Raw genomic sequence first — 19,003 nt, 5'->3', positions numbered from 1 at the left:
ATTACAATCCAGGTGCCCAAAATTGTAAGCCACAATAAAATAGAGGGGAGGCGGCAATCATACTGTCCAAGCGATCAAGGACTCCCCCATGGCCAGGCAATAAATGTCCGGTATCTTTTAGTTTAGCTCTTCTTTTAAGAATACTAATAAATAAATCACCCAGTATGGAAATCAGTGCCGTAGCAAAAGCAAGAACAAACCAATTGACAGTCGCTTGAGGGTGAAAATAAAAATAGCCTCCCAACGACACGAACAAAGAAAGCATAAGACCACCCACAGAACCTTCTATTGTCTTTCCGGGGCTTACAGCAGGTATAAGCTTATGACGCCCCCACTGTCTGCCGATTAAATAAGCTCCTATATCAGCGGCCCAAATCAAAAGAAGAAAGTAAAGGATTAAAGCCTTCCCTTGGTTTAGATAATGAATGCTTATCATGCTTTGAGCAAAGACAGGTAATACAATTACACCAGCCACAACAACGACCCAGCGGAAACCCCATACGTCTTGCGATTTGGGGAAGAACAGCACAGCAACCAAGATCAGAACCCAGAGCAATAAATTAACCATTAGCCAATAGAGAAAACCATATTGCACCAACCAGGTCAAACCCAATATCAGGATAATAAAACTAAATTTCATCCACAAAGACTGTAGAGGAACTAACGGTAACCATTCAAGTGCACAACCAACAAGTATAATTAAAATTAAACTAGCAAATATCGGGTTCGTGGCATAGTAAAGGAACAAGAGAACTAAAGGCACTAAAACTAAGGTGGTTAAAAGCCGTTGTCTAAACATGTTTTGCCTTATTTAATTGCTGGGATGTTTTACCGTAACGCCGTTCTCGCAGGCTGAAACTAGTCAATGCTTTTTTAAATTCTTCGGCAGTAAAATCAGGCCACTGGATATCCGTAAAATACAGTTCCGTATAAGCTAATTGCCAAAGAAAAAAATTACTGATTCTTTGCTCACCACTGGTACGTATAAACAAATCAGGATCCGGCAAATCATGCGTGCTAAGAGCATTCCCTATTAACGATTCATCTATGTCTTCGAGCTTTAATTGCCCTGCGCAAACCTGTTTCGCAATTGCTTTCACCGCCTGAACAATATCCCATTTACCACCATAGTTGACAACAACATTAAGAATTAAACGATTATTATTCGTCGTAAGTTTTTCTGCAGACTGCATCTGTTCTTGTAATTTTTGTGATAAGCCTGTTCTATCTCCAGTAAAACGTAAACAGACACCATGCTGATGCAATTCTTGCACTTCATGACCCAGAGCTTCTATAAAAAGCTGCATGAGAAATTCAACTTCATTTTCCGGCCGCGACCAATTTTCACTACTAAAAGCAAACAAGCTCAATATGGGTATTTGCGTTTGCAAACAACAACGAATCACTGTTTTTACCGTCTCAACGCCAGCGCGATGTCCTTCAACTCTAAGCAATCCACGATTTTGTGCCCAACGTCCATTCCCATCCATTATGATAGCAATGTGTTTAGGTAATATATCATTCAACCCATTTCACCCGATTTTTACAAAATGGGTGATAGTCTAACCGCTTTGCAACAAAATATTAAGTACTGCACTGTACTCAATCTTCAAGCTTTCTAATTCGACAAATCAAAAAATACTTGGAGATCGAGTATAAACTATCAAAACAAGTATATAATCACCTTTTTCTTAAATGAGATTTTGATGGACAGAAAAAAACCACTTGTTTTAATCATTCTTGACGGTTGGGGGTATCGAAAAGACATTGCTCATAATGCAATCGCTTTGGCACACACTCCGCAATGGGATGAATGGTGGTCAACCTATCCTCATATCTTACTGGAGGCCTCAGGCCAGCAAGTCGGCTTACCCGACGCACAAATGGGAAACTCAGAAGTCGGACACATGCATATCGGAGCGGGTCGTGTTATCCCACAAGATTTCACCCGTATTAATGACGCAATTAACAGTGGTGAATATGAGAAAAATCCAGTACTGCTTAAGCTCATTGAAGACGTCAAAAGCGCAGGCAAATGTTTACATGTTATGGGCTTACTCTCTCCAGGTGGCGTTCACAGCCATGAGAAGCATCTATTTGCCTTTTTAGCTTTATGCCATCATGTTGAGTTTCGCAACGTTTGTTTGCATTTATTTCTTGATGGTCGTGACACACCACCTCAAAGCGCCTTACGCAGTTTAAAACAGCTCAATCAAGAACTAGCCAAACATCCTGTAGGCACAATAAACTCTATCACTGGACGCTATTTTGCTATGGACCGCGATCAACGTTGGGAAAGAATTGCACCTGTTTATCGCCTACTAACAGAAGGACAAGACAGTTTTCACTTTGAAACTGCAGAAGCTGCGATTCATGCATTTTATGCGGAGAAAAAATTTGATGAATTTATTCCTCCTACCCTCATTGGACAAGGTCGACCCATTGAAGATGGAGATTCGATCTTCTTTTTCAACTTTCGTGCCGACCGCGCGCGCCAGTTGACACAAGCTTTTTTAAATGAATCGTTTGAGGGGTTCATCCGTCCAAGACAGCCTTTATTAGCACATTTTGTCAGTATGACTCGATATTCAAAACATTTAGCAACGGAATGTGCTTTCCCACCAATGACCTTACGCAACACGCTAGGGGAAGTCCTTGCCAATGCTGATTTAAGTCAATTGCGTATCGCCGAGACGGAGAAATATGCTCATGTTACCTTTTTCTTCAATGGCGGCTCAGAACATGTTTTTGCCAACGAAGACAGGCTCCTCATTCCATCTCCGCTGGTAGCCACCTATGATTTACTGCCGGAGATGAGCGCGCCGGAAGTGACACATGCTTTAGTAGATGCCATTCGCAGCGATGCTTATGATGTGATTATTTGCAATTATGCCAATGCTGATATGGTAGGACATACTGGCGATTTTGCTGCCACTGTAAAAGCAGTGGAGTGCCTGGATAAATGCATGCATGACATTGGGCAAGCTGTTCTGGAAAAAAATGGGGCAATGTTAATAACAGCCGATCATGGGAATGCTGAGGCTATGTTTGATGAGTCAACTTCCCAAGCACATACAGCCCACACATCTCAACCTGTGCCACTACTCTTTATTGGCGGCAACTGGTATTTCACCCATGAAACAGGGAGCTTGATTGATGTTGCTCCAACCATGCTGGCCTTATTAGGGATTGAGCAGCCTAAAGAAATGACCGGCGTTGCATTATTGGCAGAGAATCCATGATATTACACGCGATCTTGAAGTTTTTTAGCCTGATCGCGCTCTTTGTTCTCTTAACCACCGAGTTACGAGCTGAGAGTACAGCGATTACGCAAACCAAAACCAAACTGAGAAAATTGGACGTTCAAATCAATCAGCTGAAGCAGACCTTGGCTCATGCCCATGATAAACGCAGCATCCTGAATTCGGAACTTGCCAGCACTGAAAAACAGATTGGGGAAGGTATACGTCAATTACAAACGATTCAAAAAGATATGCAATCAAAGCAGCAAAAAATTAATATTTTAGAACAGAAACTTAATGAGCTGAATAAACAATTGGCTGCTCAGCAGCACTTGCTTGCTGAACACGTACGTACACGTTATAAAATGGGTGAATATCAACCGCTTAAGTGGTTGCTCAATCAGGACGAACCTTATGCTGTTAGCCGCTTACTCACCTTCTATCAATATGTGATTCAATCAAGACAACATATTATCGATCAAATCGATGCCACCAAGCGCGATATTACCTTAAACCAAAACGCATTAAAAACAGAGCTCATCGAGCAAAAAGAGCTACAGTACAAGCTTAGTGTCCATCAAAGACAACTAGAACGCGGTAAACGTTATCATACTGCAGTCATCCAATCATTAAATAGTGAAATTCAAACAAAACAACATACGTTAGCTGAATACGAACAAAACAAGGCCAACCTTACTCATTTATTAAAAACCTTAGCCGTGCAAAGTGTCCAGATGCAGGCAACAAGACCTTTTAGTCAGATGCGTAGGAAATTACCCAGACCAATACAGGGAGGAAGAAACGCTTTCCAACGAATGAATCAAGGCGTGACATTTTTTGCCGCTGAAGGAACTCCAGTCACTGCCGTCTACCCTGGGAAAGTCGTGTTTAGCGATTGGTTGAATGGCTATGGACTCTTATTAATCATTGATCATGGCCAAGGCTTTATGACGCTATACGCACACAATCAATCCTTATTTAAATCAAAGGGAAGCAGTGTTCTACAGGGAGAGCAAGTTGCCACAGTAGGCCATAGCGGCGGACTCAAACAAAACGGACTATACTTCGAAGTAAGACATCGTGGAAAAGCGATTTCAGCGCTTGAGTGGTTGTCTTAGAGGAAATTAATAGATTCGCTAGCAGATGATCAAGGACCACAGTTGATGTAACACAAACACCCCCAAAGGACCGGGAAGACCGGGAATCAATAGTTAGTTATTTTAAATCGATAGCAGAATTTATTAACCAAACTCTTAATTAGGCCTTGGCATTTATATTGCTACATGTACCTATACCCGGAGCTGGCCGCTTGTTGCGCGCCAACCTACCAAGGAGAACAGTATGCACAACAAACGGTTTTATTATAAAGCGCTTGTCGCTTTACTAACGACCGCTTTCCTTTTTCCTTCGGCAGCATTTACTGCTGTTGAAGAAACAACCACACCTGAAGATACAGCCACTAAAAGAATTCCAATGGAGGACGTCCAGCGATTTTCTAATGCCATTGGTCAAATCAAAAAGTACTACGTAAAACCAGTGGATGACAAGGAATTATTTGATAATGCTATCCGTGGAATGCTAAATGGTCTTGATCCGCATTCAACTTACCTGGATGAAGATTCCTTTAAAGAATTACAAACATCCACCAGTGGTGAGTTTGGTGGTTTAGGTATCGAAGTCACCATGGAAGAAGGCGTTGTTAAAGTCGTGACGCCTTTGGTGGATACGCCCGCTTGGAAAGCAGGGATCAAGGCAGGCGATTACATCATTAAGCTCGGGACAAAATCTGTGCAAGGGATCACTTTAAAAGAAGCCGTTGATCTTATGCGAGGTAAAGAAGGAACTACCCTTGATTTAACTATTTTGCGCAAAGGCGAAAGCAAACCACTTAGTTTTTCTGTGGTTCGTGAAAAGATTTTAGTAAAAAGTGTAAAGAGCAAGTTACTTGATGATGGCTATGGTTACATCCGCTTGACACAATTTCAAGCAATGACCGGTGATGATATGGAGAGAGCGCTTGCTCAGCTTAAGCAACAGGCTGGAGGTAAATTAAAAGGCCTTATCCTTGATTTACGCAATAACCCTGGCGGCTTATTGGACTCAGCCATTCAAGTCTCTGATGCTTTTCTTGATGCAGGCAAAAGTGGTAAACCTGAATTGATTGTTTATACTCAAGGCCGTTTACCTGGTTCAAAATTCACGGCCCTAGCCAACCCTGGTGACATCCTTGATAACGCTCCTTTGGTAGTTTTGATTAACAATGGTTCAGCTTCTGCTTCTGAAATTGTAGCCGGCGCTCTGAAAGATAATAAACGGGCGATTATTCTTGGCACCCAAAGCTTTGGTAAAGGCTCTGTACAAACCGTACTGCCGCTCGATGATAAACGCGGCATTAAATTAACGACAGCCCTGTACTACACACCAGCAGGCACCTCTATTCAAGCAAAGGGCATTACACCTGATATTGTGGTTGAGGAAATATCTGTACCCAAAGCGGATAATAAGGCAGGCGCTTTTGCCGGTTTTAGTGAGGCAGATTTAAATGGTCACTTACTTAATGGTGAAACTGAAAAACAAGGCAATCATCTTGCAGTAAAAGATGATGAGGATTTACTGCATGAGGATTATCAATTATATGCTGCACTGACAATCCTAAAAGGCCTTGCAGTTGCGAAACGATAATGAGCAGGCCACAGGCATTATACCTGTGGCCTTCCTTAGCTTAATGATCAAAATTTATTCTTATTGCATAAATAAGTTAGACTCTTGGCACTGTTTTATGAGATAATCGCCCTCTAAACGATCGGCTGTTTCTGAGTTTTTATGCGTTTCTTTAAATTTACCATTTTTTTATTTTTCCTCGGTTGGCAATCCCTCGTTCTTGCAGACATTAATCACTATTTTAACGACATTAAAAATGATCCCAATGCCTTGTATACTTTTTTGAAACAAATGCCTAAAGGAGGCGAACTGCATTATCACCTAGCTGGGGGAGCCTACCCTGAAAAGATGCTTACGATCGCGGCTCGCGAAAATTACTGTTTGGATAAAGGGACTTTTGCGGTAAGCAAAAGGATTGAAGAATGTCAGAGTATTAACGTTCAAGAACTCATGAATCAACCAACTCTTTATGATAAAACAATTCAAGCCTGGTCAATGAAGAATTTTAACCCTGGCAATGAATCAGGTCACGACCATTTTTTTAACAGCTTTTCTAAATTCATGCCCGTAGTACTTGGCTATAGCCCGGAATTACTAGCCGACATCATGCAACGCGCAGCTAATCAGCATGAACAATATTTAGAAATTATGATATTACCCGATAATGCACGCTCTTCTTTTTTTGGAACCCCTGATCTACTGAAAAATACTTACGCTAACGCACAAAAAAAATTACTCGCAGATAAAGCTTTTCAGGAAAATATTAAATTTACCATCGATGAAAGCGCTGATCTGTTGAAAAAAACCAGGAAAAAACTGGGCTGTACTCAATCTCCAAATCAGGAGGTTTGCCAACTAACAGTAAGGTTTCAGTACTATGTCTTGCGTGAGCAGCCACTTGAAAAAGTGTTCGCTCAAGCCCTCAATGCCTTTGCAGCCGCGTCCAACTCTAAAGATATCGTGGCGGTCAATCTTGTGCAGCCAGAAGATGGAATCATTTCCTTGCGCGATTATCATCAACAAATGCAAATCTTTGCTTTTTTGCGTAAAGCCTACCCTGCAGTCCATCTTAGTTTACATGCTGGAGAATTAGCACCTAGTTTTGTTGAACCTAATGATTTGAATTTTCATATTAATGAGGCCGTTCATATTGCCCATGCAGAAAGAATAGGACATGGTACAGCTATCGCATACGAAGATAACTCCGAGGATCTCTTAAGAACCATGGCTACCAAGCAAATCCCCATTGAAATCAATTTAACCAGTAACCGAGAAATCCTTGGCTGCTATGGTAAAGCCCATCCTCTACGTTATTACCTGACACATAACGTTCCGGTGGTTCTATCTACTGATGATGAAGGCATTCTGCGTACGGATCTTACTCGCGAATATGTTGAAGCTGTTTTAAATCATGATATTGACTACCCTACCTTAAAACTAATCAATCGCAATGCACTCACTTATAGTTTCTTGCCTGGGAAAAGTCTATGGGCAGATCCTAAAGAGGCTAAACCCATCTCTGAGTGCGCTAACTTCCAAAGCCAAAGCTGCCTACAATTCATTAAAAACAATGAAAAAGCAAAATTGCAATGGCAGTTGGAAGAAAAGCTAAGTGAATTTGAAAAAACCTATTTAAGCAAAGCGCCCCACTAAAATGGATACCGTGGTCAAGTCACGGTAATTCGAGACACTAAAATCTTTAATTTAATGGCAGTAACCAGGATAGCGCGCATTTATTTACTCATGCTTGGCAAACGATCAGCTGCAAAATCATCATCACCCGTTACATCTACCCACTCGCCTTCTATCTCTGCTTTTTCAGGGATAGCATCATCACCGTTTAAATCAGACTTATTTTGTGGAGATAAAGCAACCTCAAACAAATGCTCACCAGAATCATCGCCCGTTATATCTATCCACTCATCTATCTCTTCTTTTCCAGAGACAGTAGTAACGTTTAAATCAGACTTACTTTGTGGGAATAAAGTTGCACCAAATTCAAACAACTTCTCTCCGAGATGCCTTACCAGGCGTCTAGAGGACATAATAGATAGATGTCCATGACGATTGAGAATCAATCGAGACTCAGGATGTTTTTCAACGTAACCTTCTACGAAGGTAGCTTCAGGAGGAACAATAGCATCTTCTTCAACAGCCACAAAAAAATAGTTATTTTCTGATTGTGAAATTTTTTTATTCAGTCTAGCTAGAAACGAGCTATTAATTTGCATCTCTTCTACTGAAGTTGAAAATAATGATAACGGTTGTATGGCCAATGGAGAGCCACCATGAGGTGCGCAGATAGAGACAACACCATGCACCTTAATCCCTTCTGCTGCTGCGCGATATTCTGTGGCGTCGGCAATAATTATCCCCCCTCGTGAATGCCCCATAAAAATGACATGGCTATGGCCATTTGTCTTTATCTTTTCTATTAATTTTTTAGAGAAATAACGAATCCCTTTACCCTGATATCGGTGATCAAAAGCCACAAGATGGATTTCTGAGACATAATCAGGCACCCCTTCTGCCAGCAGACGGCTTGCAATGCGAGCAAATGAGCCAGGTTGGTCTGCAGTGCCATAAACGCAATAAATAACAATACCCTGTTTAAGAGAAGGATCCTCAGTTTCAGGTGGTTTAAAGTTTGGATTCTTATAAACAAAGTCACCGGATCCGAGCCATGTAAGCCAATAGTAGGTATGAGCCAAGACCCCTGTTGTGCTAACTGGCTGATAATCCTTTAACATTTTCCAAAAAGCAGAACGCATAGCACCTCCATGCAGCCAAATGCCCATTGCCATTAAGTTAAGCGTTCTCGAATCCCCGCTCCCGGACTCGCTCCGGGAGCAGTAATTCGAGAATAGAAAAATCGTTAACTTAACGCCTACTCTCAGAACCAAGTGCCTATCTACTTTGCTTTAACTCAAAAGGATCGCGCAAGATGACAGTAGAATCTCGTTCTGGTCCAGTTGAGAGCATGTCAACGGGTACCCCAAGCAAATTTTCGATACGCTTAATGTAAGCGATGGCATTTGCAGGCAACAGCTTCATATCGGTAACATCAGCTGTGGACTCAGACCACCCTGGCATTTCTTCATAGATAGGTTCCAACCCTTCGAAATCTTCTGCCGCCTGTGGAGGACGAGAAAGCAATTGTCCACTAGAATCCCGGTACGCTACAGCGATTTTGACGGTGGCCAAACCATCTAAAACATCAAGTTTTGTCATGCATAAACCAGTAATGCTATTGAGCTCAATAGAGCGTCGTAGCAAAACTGCATCCAACCACCCACAGCGACGAGGCCGACCAGTAACTGCACCAAATTCATTGCCGCGTGCTGCTAAGCCTTTACCTATCTCATCTTGGAGTTCAGTAGGAAAAGGCCCACCACCTACTCTCGTGGTATAGGCTTTAGTAATACCCAGGACATAGTCAATGTATCGAGGACCAAAGCCTGCGCCGTTCACTACACTACCTACACAAGTATTAGAGGAAGTCACAAAGGGATAAGTACCATGATCAATATCAAGATAAACCCCTTGAGCACCTTCAAATAGGATAGCATCACCTTTTTCCCTGTGCTCATGCAAACAAGTGGTGACATCACAGATCATGTCTTTTAATTCATCTGCCCAAATCCTAGCGTCATCTAATAATTGCTGTAAATCAACCTCGGGTTGCTTGTAATATTCCTTCAAGACAAAATTATGGTACTGCAATAGTTCAGTAAGCTTGTTATGGAAGCGTTCGGGGTAGAGCAAATCCCTAACTTTCAGTGCCCGTCTTGCAACCTTATCTTCATAAGCGGGACCAATACCACGACCTGTTGTGCCAATGGCTGCCGTTCCCTTTTGATTTTCGCGCGCCTTATCCAAAGCAATATGATAAGGTAAAATTAGGGGACAAGCTTGGCTGATGCGCAAACGATTACGAACATGAATGCCTTTTTGTTCCAGTTCCTTGATTTCATCCAACAAAGCTTGAGGTGATAACACGACCCCATTGCCGATATAACACTTGACATGAGGTCGCAACATTCCCGAAGGAATCAAGCGCAACACAGTCTTTTCACCCTTAATTTTGAGCGTATGACCAGCATTATGTCCACCCTGATAGCGGACAACCACCTGTGCATCATGAGTTAACAAATCAACAATTTTACCTTTACCTTCGTCACCCCATTGTGTTCCAATGACGACTACATTTTTACCCATAATGGACTCTTTATTCTGCAAATTGATGAACAATGGCGAGCAAAATAGCTCCCACCAGCATGCTGATAAACCCGGTTATACGCAAAGTCCTTTCATCCTGTTCAATAACTTTGCGCAATAGTTCCTTCCATTTCGCGGGCGAAGAAAATGGCATTAAACCCTCAAACACAAGCATTAATGCAAATGCCGAGAGGAAATTAATGATCACCAAACAGCCTCCAACAAAAAAGGGTTAAGCGTATTACTTAACCCAATTTAGAAAAAATTGGGCATTATAATGTCTTTTCTGGCTTAGTGCCATTACCCTTTGTCAATGCATTCCTAAAGTAATCAAAAAAAGCACTGCTTTGATCCAACACAAGGACAGATTGTTTACTATTGAAACTACCTTCATAAGCTTTCAGACTACGATAAAAAACAAAGAAATCTGGATTTTTATTAAAAGCGTCTGCATAAATTTTAGCCGCCGTAGCTTGACCTCGCGCTCTAATTTTTTGACCCTCACTCTGTGCTTGCGCCAACAAAATCGTTACCTTTGCATCAGCAGCCGCTTTAATAGCCTCTGCGGCTGCACTGCCATCAGCACGATGACTATTTGCTATCCTCTGCATATTTGCTCGCATGAACTGAAAGATGTTATTACTCGTGGTTTCAGGAAACTCAATTCCTTTGATCCGCACATCAACGATTTGAATTCCCAATTGATTTGCTTGCTGCTCTGCTTTATCACGGAGCTTTTCTGTAAGATCTTCGCGTCCACCAGACACTTCAGAAATCAAACGCTTACCAAATTCTGCTCGCAAAGAGGTATTCAATTGTTGCTCGAGCAACGTTTCCGCTTTGAACTCATTACCCCCCGTGGACTTATAGTATTTGGCCAAGTCAGCAATACGCCATTTGACATAATAGTCAGCGATAACGTCTTTTTTCTCCTTAGTAACGATACGGGAGGATTTTATATCCAAAGTTTGAATGCGAGTATCAAAAATCCGCACACTTTCGATAAACGGTGTTTTTATATGTAACCCTGGACCCAAAATTTTAACTTTTTGCGTGTTAGCATCAACGACTAAACGTCCGAGACGAAGCAAAATTCCATGCTGTCCTTGGGTAATCGTAAAAACGCTCGCGAACACCACCATTAAGATGACAAACGCAAGAATGCCTAGTGTTGTTTTTGCTGCATTCATTTAGTCATTCCTCCCCGGTCGATAAGTGCGTCTACCGATGTTGCGATCAGTGACTATCGTGCCTTCTGCTTCATTACTAACTGTACCTTCTTTAGCCACTCCTGCCTGCATAGGAGTAGCTAAAGCAGTTTTAGTGCCTACTAATTTATCCAAAGGTAAATAAAGCAAATTCCCTGCTTTATTATCAACGATAATTTTGCTGCTCTTATTTAAGACGTACTGCATGGTTTCCAAATACATTCGCTGGGAAGTAACGAAGGGCGCCAAGACATACTCAGGGAGTAACGCTAAAAATTCTGCGACTTCCCCTTGCGCACGAAAAGTTACTTGTTGTGCAAAAGCCTGTGCCTCTGCAAGAATACGCTTCGCATTACCTTCCGCTATGGGGACAACGCGTGCTTGATAAGCCAAGGCTTGCTCTTTAAAACGCTTCTCATCTTCTCTTGCTTTGATAGCATCATCAAAAGCATCTTGAACATTTTCAGGAGCACGGGCAGGTTGTGGGGATACATTCACAATAACAATACCCGCTTTATATTGGTTAAGGATTTTAACTAAAGTGTCTTGAACATTGGTTCCCCAAGCTTCACGACCTTCGGTGATAATTTGATCAAACGTAGTGGTTCCAACGACCTGTCTTAGCGCACTTGAAGTGGCCTGCTGCAAACTTTCTTGCGGATCGGAGACATTAAATAAATATTCTTCAAGATCGCCAATACGATACTGCACCACGACAGAGACCGAAACAAGGTTCTCATCCTTGGTTAGCATTTGCGCAGAGTACGAATAATCCGAAACTCGATCGACGTTTTTTACAATTTTGGAAGAAATGATACGCGGAATCCAATGAGGTCCTGGACCTACTGTTTCGACATATTTGCCAAAGCGTAATATGACAGCCTGCTCAGCGGGATCGACAATGAAAATTCCGGATAAAGCCCATAAAACAAAAACAAGTAGGGCAATCATTAGGGCTAGTAGACCACCACTTTTAGTACCAGAAGAACCGCCTTCAGGTTGATTGGAGCCGCCAAAAAAGGTTTTCTTGAGTTTTTCTTGAAAACGCTTCAGTGCCTCATCCAAATCGGGTGGCTGATTTTTACCACTCCATGGATCCTTGCCCTTATCCGGCTCATTCCAACTCATCTATATCTCCCGCCTTAACACAGAAAATTAGAATTCTATGGGGTATACTCGCTTTAAGCAAGCAAATGACGGGAGTCTTCTCAATAGATTAAGTCTTAAGGATTGCACCATTCTCCTCTCTAGCATTAAAATCCTCATGAAGAGCCTCTGTCGATTTCATCATTTGTTTAACTATCTTATCAGTACGTGTATCAGGATGTGTTTCAGCGTGGTTAACTACATGCTGCCAACAAGTGACCTTTCCTTCCGCAATTAAATGAAGCATCTCACTCCAGGGATTAAATAGGGTCCATTTCCATATCTTCATACGATCATTAATTGATTTTTTATATTCCTTTACGAACTGTGCAAAGAGAATTTCATCTCTCTCAAATAGCGTTTCATCTTCCCGGTGGTGTTGCTCTTTGGGTTCCTGGGTTTGTTTTGGAGAATTTTCATCAGGCAGCGGTATCAGCGCTTCCATCTCAAAGGCCAAGTCATCTGCTCTACCAAATAAATGTCTTAAAGCTTGGCTCCAGGAATTCTTGGCATACATAATCTCATGCAAGGGGTCTTTTTTATTATGACAACGACGCAGAAAAGCAGCAGCTAATTTGGGATCCCCTTTAGTGTACTCTTTTACTTCCTTAAATAACGCTTTGCGATTATCCATGAGCAAAGAGTGAAGCAGAGGTTCGGCAGGTACATTGGCTCCATTACACAATAGCACAGCTATACCACGTATGGCTTCCTGTGGTTCTTCCTCGTCATGCAACCGCATACATAGAAAACCAATAGCAGTATATTGCTTATTATTTGACTTGTTTAAGAAGATTTGATCCTGTTGTTCTGGAGGCAATCGCCGCCAAAAAGCAAGTATTTCCTCGATGACTTTGACTGCTCCCGTACGTGCAGCTAGCAAGAGTGCATTGTCGTTTGCAAAACCAAAGGGATTATTAAGCTGTGCTCCTACCCGCAGTAATGCTGCAACAGCCTCTGGTAAATTATGAATAACTGCTTGATGCAACGGTTGCAGCTCCACAGATTGGGTAAAAAGGCTGGGCTGATTAACATCAATGCCCTTGTCAATCACGATTGTGAGAGATTCAAGATCCCCTGCCTGAAGAATCCTATAAATCAGGGTCTTCCCTTCGTGATCACGAGAATCAAGATCTAGCTTTTTTCCGGGCTCTTTTACAGACTCGACAACACACTTTTGCAGAATAAGACGTACCAAATCTAATTTTTCAAGTTTTAGTGCAAGATGCAGTGGTTGATTTAAATTAATATTTACATCGTGCTGCAAAAGCCATGCAATAGCCTCTTGTAAATTAAGCTCATCGCTATGCAAATCAATAAGGTAATTCAGAATTGTTTGCTGCTTACCGTCTCGGCAAAAACAGTTCTTTAAAAGGTTTCTATCTAATTTTAATTTTTCTTCAAGTAAACGAAGGCAAGCTTGTACGCTTTCTCTAATCGCCTGATTAATTTCATCAAATAGATCCATAATTTTAATCCCTTAAAAATTGAAAAGCTGATAATTGTTGCACGACCCATTTTTACATATTGGGCAAATGAAGATCAAAATTGTTTTATTCATAGCCTCATATCTTTTTAAAAATCAAATCCCATACCCCGTGCCCGAGCTTATGACCACGTTGCTCAAATTTGGTTAACGGCCTAGTCTTTGGCCTTGGGGAAAAACCACCCTTCTCGTCCATATTTCTTAGTTCAGGTTCCACAGACAATACAGCAAGCATATGTTCAGCATATTCTTGCCAATCCGTGGCACAATGAACGAATCCACCAGACTTGATGCTCGCAATTAACAACTTAATAAATTCCGCTTGTATTAATCGACGCTTGTGGTGACGCTTTTTGGGCCAAGGGTCAGGAAAAAAAATTTGCACGCCAGCCAAAGTCTCTTTTGGCAAACAATGTTTAAAGACTTCTACCGCATCATGAAGAATAATTCTTACGTTCTTGATTCCCTTTTCATGCAAACCTGCTGTTAGACTACCAACACCTGCCCGATGAACTTCAATACCTATAAAATTAAATTCAGGATGTTCTTCTGCCATCGCTTGTAGGGAGGCGCCCATACCGAAACCAATTTCGACGATAGTATCGGCCTGCCTACCAAATATTTGCTCGAGATTCCAAGGTATCTCTTGCAAAGAAAGCTCGTAATCCTTTAACCAATGGTCTAAAGCGTATTGCTGACGTTTACTGATACGTCCACCGCGGACCACAAAGCTTTTAATTGTTCGCATTCACATTACACCTTCATTTAAAAGGAGCGAATTATAGCCTTTACTGACAAGTTTGTGACCATGTGATAAGATAAGATATAGTTTTTTGTTCTACTTACACCGTTGTAACTTCTTGAGAAGCTATGGGTGTGATCATAAGAGCATTGCATAATGAGCCTTTTTTTGCTATAAAACCGCTCTTGTATTTTGCACCCGGCCGATTCGCCTGGCGAATGCCTTGAATTTATACAGAACTGAATTATAATTTATCGAATTTGGAGTCACCACCATGTCAAGAGTATGTCAGGTTACTGGCAAGCGACCAACCACAGGTAACAATGTGTCGCACGCCAACAACAAAACAAAGCGACGCTTTTTGCCCAACATTAAACTTCATCGCTTTTGGGTCGAAGAAGAAAATCGTTTCGTAACACTTAAAGTTAGCACCAAGGGTATGCGAATTATCGATAAATTAGGCATCAAAGCTGTTCTGGATAAACTCAGAGCTAAAGGCGAAAAGGTTTAATTGAGAGGAAAATACCATGGCAGCCGTTACTATCAAAGTAAAACTGGAATCAAGCGCAGGAACTGGATATTACTTAACCACAACCAAAAATCCGCGCAATAACCCTGAAAAGCTTGAGTTGAAAAAATATGATCCTGTTGTGCGTAAGCACGTGATTTTTAAAGAGAAGAAAATTAAGTGATGGAAGAAGGCCTGTAGCGGCCTTTTTTTTCCCAACGCTGGTAAATACTGCGATTTTTTGAGCGTGTTTACCAACCCGTGTCATCCCACGTAGGCGGGGATCCATTCCTGATTAAAGTCTCAGCCATTCCCGGAAATGGATTCCCGCCTTCGCGGGAATGACACAGAATAGTCTCGATTTCTCTACTGGATAATCCTCTTGAATCAGTTAAACTTAGTAAATAGTGTTGAGAGACAAAGAGGATTTGCATGAAACCATCGTTGCAGCTGAGCATCAGTCAACAATTGACCCTTACACCACAACTCCAACAAGCTATTCGTTTGTTGCAACTGTCTACCTTGGATTTGCAGCAAGAGATCCAGCAAGTTGTTGAATCCAACCCGATGCTTGAAATCCTCTCCAATGAAGAAAAAGAAGAAAAGGAGGAGCCACGTGTTGAAGAAGCAAAGCAAAATCAGGAAGAATTTGTTGATTTTCAATGGGCACAACTCTACTCCAGTCAAAACAAAAGAAGCAGTTTTGATGATTTAGATTTCAACTATGAGAACCTGTATTGTACAACGACTAATTTACAGGATCATTTACGCTGGCAATTAGATTTAACGCCAATGAGTGATGTGGATCATGTGATTGCCACAGCCATCATTGATGCCATTGATGATGATGGGTTTTTGACCTTACCAATGACAGAATTACATGCAAGTTTAGACAGTGAAGCTCATCCTCTGGATATTGAAGAAATTGAAGCTGTTCGTCATCGCATTCAGCATTTTGATCCAGTGGGCTGTGCTTCCATCAATTTAGCAGAGACGTTATTAGTACAGCTTGATCAACTGCCCGATGGTAACGGTGATATAGCCTTGGCCAAACACATCATTAGTGAGAATATTGACTTGCTTGGACAACATAACTATCGACAGTTAATGAAAAATCACCAAGTAAACGAAGCCACTCTTGATAGAGTTTTACAAATTATCCAACGCTTAAATCCAAAACCTGGCAATTTAATTCAACAAAACACTACAGAGTACATCATTCCAGACGTGATTGTTAAAAAAATTGATGGCGTCTGGGAAGTAGCATTGAACCAAAATACATTGCCGCGTCTGAGCATTAACACACATTATGCTTCCCTTATCCAACGAGCGGATAATAGCGCAGATAACCAGTTTTTAAAGAATAATTTGCAAGAGGCAAGATGGTTTCTGAAAAGCATTCAAAGCCGTCAAGAGACGCTACTAAAAGTAGCTCAGTGTATCGTGGAATATCAGCAAGATTTTCTGGAGCATGGTGAAGAAGCCATGAAACCTCTTATCCTCAATGATGTAGCTCTTGCCCTCGATATGCATGAATCAACGATTTCCCGTGTTACCACGCAAAAATTCATGCACACGCCACGGGGCGTCTTTGAATTGAAGTATTTCTTCTCAAGTCACGTGGCAACGGTTACAGGTGGTGAATGCTCATCTACGGCTATTCGCGCAGTCATTAAGAAATTAATTGCAGCAGAAAATCGTAAGAAACCTTTAAGTGATAGTAAGATTGCGCAGTTAATTGGAGAGCAGGGTATTCAGGTTGCTCGGCGGACTGTTGCGAAATACCGCGAAGCAATGGGAATTGCCCCATCCAATGAACGCAAAACGATTCGTAGTTAGTAAATCATAGGAGAACGTTATGCAAATCAGTTTCACAGGCCATAATGTGGATGTTACACCTGCCCTGAGGGCTTTTACTGTGGATAAATTCAACAAGCTCGAAAGGCATTTTGACAAAATCACTTCTATTCATGTGGTTTTTGATATCGAAAAGTTAAATCAGATCGCTGAGGCTTCTATTCAAGTAGCTAAAGGGGAATTACATGCCCGAGCCGAATCTGACGATTTGTACTCAGCAATCGATGCTTTAATAGACAAACTTGATCGACAGTTAATCAAACATAAAGAAAAGCTTCGCGAACATCGCGATTAGGTGTGTGTCGGGCCCCATGGCCCGACGTTCATTCTCCCTACTCCCCCAACCAAAATTTTGTCTTTGCAGGCTTCAATGTGAAGATTTTCTTGTCATCCTGTTATTGAAAAAGTACAATTCCGGCAAACTTAATGTGGCATTTTGGGAATAACAACCAGTGACTGCCTCTAACAAGTGCGCCAAAGAACATCAAAAACCTAACTATCTATATCAACTTGCTAAAAATACGGATGCTGCAGGCCGCGAACTCGCAAAAAAATTTTATTTTCACTCCCTTTGTGTGGCGATAGACAGTGGCAAACTGTCTGTGAGCATGATTAGATATTCTTTTGACGTCTTTCTTGCCGATAGTGATTTAGCTGCAAAAGCGATGCAAGAGTGGTTGAAAACCACTATTGGCATCACAACCACAGCGTCAAGTGCTCTTGCTCTTATCACTTTCTCGATACTCGCTAATCATTGGAAAACTGAGAATAGTAATCTTTTTAAACATTATGTAGCCATCACGTGGCCCTATGTTCGTGATTCAATGAAAGGCTTCAGAAATACCTATCGCGGTGTCAGCAGTTACCTCACTTTACTTCACTTGCTTAATATTCAAGATCTACGTCAGCTGACTGTTCCTCTTGCTTTAGTGCTAGGTGGTTCATCGGTGCTTAATCGCATATGGTTCCGACATATGTCTGAAAGACGCCAAACCATATTGGCAGAGCATAAAAGTCTACTTGCAGATATTCAGGCAATGACAGTACCAACATCAGAACAAATTGCCGCTATACGCATCAAGAGAAATGTAGAGTATGGGCAAATGAACATCCCCGCATTACTCTCCTCGGCGTGCAGCGGTGTAATTGATGGTCTTAATCCTTACATTGGCGCCCTGACAATGCTTACATTGACGCAATCCATGCTGATGTTCATAACAGCTTTTTGCGCGATTTACTTCCTCACCTATTTGACGATGCGCATTTATGAAGAAATCAATTTACAACGCCAGTTAAAGAATCTGCAAACAGAAATCGAGGTAACATTATGTCAAAAAGAAATTAACGTTATCCTTTCTAAATTAGTAGGGGCTAAAGAGGTCCCCGAAAACCTGCGCAACCAGCTTCACCAAAAAAGAAATTTTCTGATACAAAATGCTCAATCATTAAAGAAACCAGAGATACCACCCTTTTTTACTGGAATAAAAAATGGCTTAGCTGCTTACAAATATATCATGTTGACGATAAGCACCTTTCTATTCTTATCACCGATAAAATTCAAACCCCTATCGCCTACCAATCGCGCTCTTTTAGGAACAACAGCACTGACAACCTTTCTTACTCACGCGTTCATTACATCTTACAAATGCCAAACCAAACAGGAGAAAAATTCCAGTCAAACTCATAAGAAGAAAACAGCGCGAGGAAAACCAACTTCGCCAGTAAGAAACACTCATGCGTTTTGGTCAACTAAAATTCACCATTCGCAACGCTATGGTAAGTGCACTAACAAAGAAAGACTGTTTTTAATCCATCAGCAACGCCCAGGCCATCCTATATAAGATAGATTCCCTACCACAAAAGAGATCCTGCTGTTGCACCGCAAGTAAGTGACTCAGAATCTCCAGTCTAATCAAATGTCATACAAAATGGCAT

18 protein-coding genes are annotated in these 19,003 nt (G+C 41.5%); 9 read left to right on the top strand and 9 right to left on the bottom strand.

All coding sequences use genetic code 11. The features are described from left to right. Position 1: 1 nt before the first annotated feature. Together CKV79_RS02390 and CKV79_RS02385 are read right to left on the bottom strand one after the other, a co-directional pair. Complete coding sequence (locus CKV79_RS02390) at positions 2 to 799, bottom strand: phosphatidate cytidylyltransferase (protein WP_028372170.1); 798 nt, start codon at positions 797 to 799, stop codon at positions 2 to 4. Beyond that, complete coding sequence (locus CKV79_RS02385; protein WP_028372169.1) at positions 792 to 1,526, bottom strand: isoprenyl transferase; 735 nt, start codon at positions 1,524 to 1,526, stop codon at positions 792 to 794. Before CKV79_RS02385 ends, CKV79_RS02390 begins: the two co-directional genes overlap by 8 nt. Positions 1,527 to 1,706: 180 nt before the next feature. Here CKV79_RS02385 and gpmI point away from each other — a divergent pair, with 180 nt between their 5' ends. The 4 genes from gpmI to CKV79_RS02365 all read left to right on the top strand — a co-directional run bounded on the left by gpmI (position 1,707) and on the right by CKV79_RS02365 (position 7,556). Further along, complete coding sequence (gpmI, locus tag CKV79_RS02380; protein ID WP_028372168.1) at positions 1,707 to 3,242, top strand: 2,3-bisphosphoglycerate-independent phosphoglycerate mutase; 1,536 nt, start codon at positions 1,707 to 1,709, stop codon at positions 3,240 to 3,242. Then, positions 3,239 to 4,360 (top strand): murein hydrolase activator EnvC family protein, encoded by a 1,122-nt coding sequence (locus CKV79_RS02375; protein ID WP_028372167.1) that lies wholly within the window; start codon positions 3,239 to 3,241, stop codon positions 4,358 to 4,360. Before gpmI ends, CKV79_RS02375 begins: the two co-directional genes overlap by 4 nt. Before the next feature lie 223 nt (positions 4,361 to 4,583). Next, positions 4,584 to 5,924: a S41 family peptidase gene (locus CKV79_RS02370; protein ID WP_028372166.1), complete on the top strand. Its 1,341-nt coding sequence runs from the start codon at positions 4,584 to 4,586 to the stop codon at positions 5,922 to 5,924. Positions 5,925 to 6,065: 141 nt separating this feature from the next. Next, positions 6,066 to 7,556 carry an adenosine deaminase family protein gene (locus CKV79_RS02365; RefSeq protein ID WP_028372165.1) on the top strand — a complete coding sequence of 497 codons (1,491 nt, stop codon included), beginning with the start codon at positions 6,066 to 6,068 and terminating at the stop codon, positions 7,554 to 7,556. Positions 7,557 to 7,636: 80 nt separating this feature from the next. On the opposite strand, the gene CKV79_RS02360 is transcribed toward CKV79_RS02365, so the two are convergent. From CKV79_RS02360 to trmB, 7 genes are all read right to left on the bottom strand, one after another. Next, a complete protein-coding gene (locus CKV79_RS02360; protein ID WP_157737125.1) occupies positions 7,637 to 8,674 on the bottom strand; it encodes an alpha/beta hydrolase in 1,038 nt (345 codons plus the stop codon). A gap of 136 nt (positions 8,675 to 8,810) precedes the next feature. Next, positions 8,811 to 10,121 (bottom strand): adenylosuccinate synthase, encoded by a 1,311-nt coding sequence (locus tag CKV79_RS02355; RefSeq protein WP_028372164.1) that lies wholly within the window; start codon positions 10,119 to 10,121, stop codon positions 8,811 to 8,813. A gap of 10 nt (positions 10,122 to 10,131) precedes the next feature. Continuing rightward, positions 10,132 to 10,329, bottom strand: coding sequence for a DUF2065 domain-containing protein (locus CKV79_RS02350; RefSeq protein ID WP_028372163.1), 198 nt, complete (start codon positions 10,327 to 10,329; stop codon positions 10,132 to 10,134). Between the two features lie 64 nt (positions 10,330 to 10,393). After that, positions 10,394 to 11,311 carry a protease modulator HflC gene (gene hflC / locus CKV79_RS02345; RefSeq protein WP_028372162.1) on the bottom strand — a complete coding sequence of 306 codons (918 nt, stop codon included), beginning with the start codon at positions 11,309 to 11,311 and terminating at the stop codon, positions 10,394 to 10,396. Next, positions 11,312 to 12,457 carry an FtsH protease activity modulator HflK gene (hflK, locus tag CKV79_RS02340; protein ID WP_028372161.1) on the bottom strand — a complete coding sequence of 382 codons (1,146 nt, stop codon included), beginning with the start codon at positions 12,455 to 12,457 and terminating at the stop codon, positions 11,312 to 11,314. A gap of 88 nt (positions 12,458 to 12,545) precedes the next feature. Further along, positions 12,546 to 13,943 (bottom strand): Dot/Icm T4SS effector AnkC/LegA12, encoded by a 1,398-nt coding sequence (ankC, locus tag CKV79_RS02335; protein ID WP_028372160.1) that lies wholly within the window; start codon positions 13,941 to 13,943, stop codon positions 12,546 to 12,548. A 97-nt stretch (positions 13,944 to 14,040) separates the two neighbouring features. Continuing rightward, positions 14,041 to 14,709: a tRNA (guanosine(46)-N7)-methyltransferase TrmB gene (trmB, locus tag CKV79_RS02330; protein ID WP_028372159.1), complete on the bottom strand. Its 669-nt coding sequence runs from the start codon at positions 14,707 to 14,709 to the stop codon at positions 14,041 to 14,043. Between the two features lie 268 nt (positions 14,710 to 14,977). Between trmB and rpmB the strand changes: the two genes are divergently transcribed. The 5 genes from rpmB (at position 14,978) to CKV79_RS02305 (ending at position 18,909) form a co-directional block, all read left to right on the top strand. Then, positions 14,978 to 15,214, top strand: coding sequence for a 50S ribosomal protein L28 (gene rpmB / locus CKV79_RS02325; protein ID WP_028372158.1), 237 nt, complete (start codon positions 14,978 to 14,980; stop codon positions 15,212 to 15,214). A 16-nt stretch (positions 15,215 to 15,230) separates the two neighbouring features. After that, positions 15,231 to 15,395 carry a 50S ribosomal protein L33 gene (rpmG, locus tag CKV79_RS02320; protein WP_028372157.1) on the top strand — a complete coding sequence of 55 codons (165 nt, stop codon included), beginning with the start codon at positions 15,231 to 15,233 and terminating at the stop codon, positions 15,393 to 15,395. 248 nt (positions 15,396 to 15,643) lie between these two features. Next, positions 15,644 to 17,050, top strand: coding sequence for an RNA polymerase factor sigma-54 (locus CKV79_RS02315; RefSeq protein ID WP_028372156.1), 1,407 nt, complete (start codon positions 15,644 to 15,646; stop codon positions 17,048 to 17,050). A gap of 19 nt (positions 17,051 to 17,069) precedes the next feature. Next, positions 17,070 to 17,363 (top strand): ribosome hibernation-promoting factor, HPF/YfiA family, encoded by a 294-nt coding sequence (gene hpf, locus CKV79_RS02310; protein ID WP_028372155.1) that lies wholly within the window; start codon positions 17,070 to 17,072, stop codon positions 17,361 to 17,363. Between the two features lie 157 nt (positions 17,364 to 17,520). After that, positions 17,521 to 18,909 carry an ADP-ribosylation factor GTPase-activating family protein gene (locus tag CKV79_RS02305; RefSeq protein WP_028372154.1) on the top strand — a complete coding sequence of 463 codons (1,389 nt, stop codon included), beginning with the start codon at positions 17,521 to 17,523 and terminating at the stop codon, positions 18,907 to 18,909. Positions 18,910 to 19,003: the final 94 nt, after the last annotated feature.

It is taken from the genome of Legionella lansingensis (assembly GCF_900187355.1).
Classification (GTDB): domain Bacteria; phylum Pseudomonadota; class Gammaproteobacteria; order Legionellales; family Legionellaceae; genus Tatlockia; species Tatlockia lansingensis.
The sequence above is the reverse complement of the archived record's forward strand: the minus strand, read 5'-3'. Positions and strand labels throughout refer to the sequence as shown.

Bases quoted from the DNA above. Each gene is read 5' to 3' on its own strand.
- CKV79_RS02390 (WP_028372170.1), bottom strand. From the start codon at position 799: ATGTTTAGACAACGGCTTTTAACCACCTTAGTTTTAGTGCCTTTAGTT.
- gpmI (WP_028372168.1), top strand. From the start codon at position 1,707: ATGGACAGAAAAAAACCACTTGTTTTAATCATTCTTGACGGTTGGGGG.
- CKV79_RS02375 (WP_028372167.1), top strand. From the start codon at position 3,239: ATGATATTACACGCGATCTTGAAGTTTTTTAGCCTGATCGCGCTCTTT.
- CKV79_RS02370 (WP_028372166.1), top strand. From the start codon at position 4,584: ATGCACAACAAACGGTTTTATTATAAAGCGCTTGTCGCTTTACTAACG.
- CKV79_RS02365 (WP_028372165.1), top strand. From the start codon at position 6,066: ATGCGTTTCTTTAAATTTACCATTTTTTTATTTTTCCTCGGTTGGCAA.
- CKV79_RS02360 (WP_157737125.1), bottom strand. From the start codon at position 8,674: ATGCGTTCTGCTTTTTGGAAAATGTTAAAGGATTATCAGCCAGTTAGC.
- CKV79_RS02355 (WP_028372164.1), bottom strand. From the start codon at position 10,121: ATGGGTAAAAATGTAGTCGTCATTGGAACACAATGGGGTGACGAAGGT.
- hflC (WP_028372162.1), bottom strand. From the start codon at position 11,311: ATGAATGCAGCAAAAACAACACTAGGCATTCTTGCGTTTGTCATCTTA.
- hflK (WP_028372161.1), bottom strand. From the start codon at position 12,457: ATGAGTTGGAATGAGCCGGATAAGGGCAAGGATCCATGGAGTGGTAAA.
- ankC (WP_028372160.1), bottom strand. From the start codon at position 13,943: ATGGATCTATTTGATGAAATTAATCAGGCGATTAGAGAAAGCGTACAA.
- trmB (WP_028372159.1), bottom strand. From the start codon at position 14,709: ATGCGAACAATTAAAAGCTTTGTGGTCCGCGGTGGACGTATCAGTAAA.
- rpmB (WP_028372158.1), top strand. From the start codon at position 14,978: ATGTCAAGAGTATGTCAGGTTACTGGCAAGCGACCAACCACAGGTAAC.
- rpmG (WP_028372157.1), top strand. From the start codon at position 15,231: ATGGCAGCCGTTACTATCAAAGTAAAACTGGAATCAAGCGCAGGAACT.
- CKV79_RS02315 (WP_028372156.1), top strand. From the start codon at position 15,644: ATGAAACCATCGTTGCAGCTGAGCATCAGTCAACAATTGACCCTTACA.
- hpf (WP_028372155.1), top strand. From the start codon at position 17,070: ATGCAAATCAGTTTCACAGGCCATAATGTGGATGTTACACCTGCCCTG.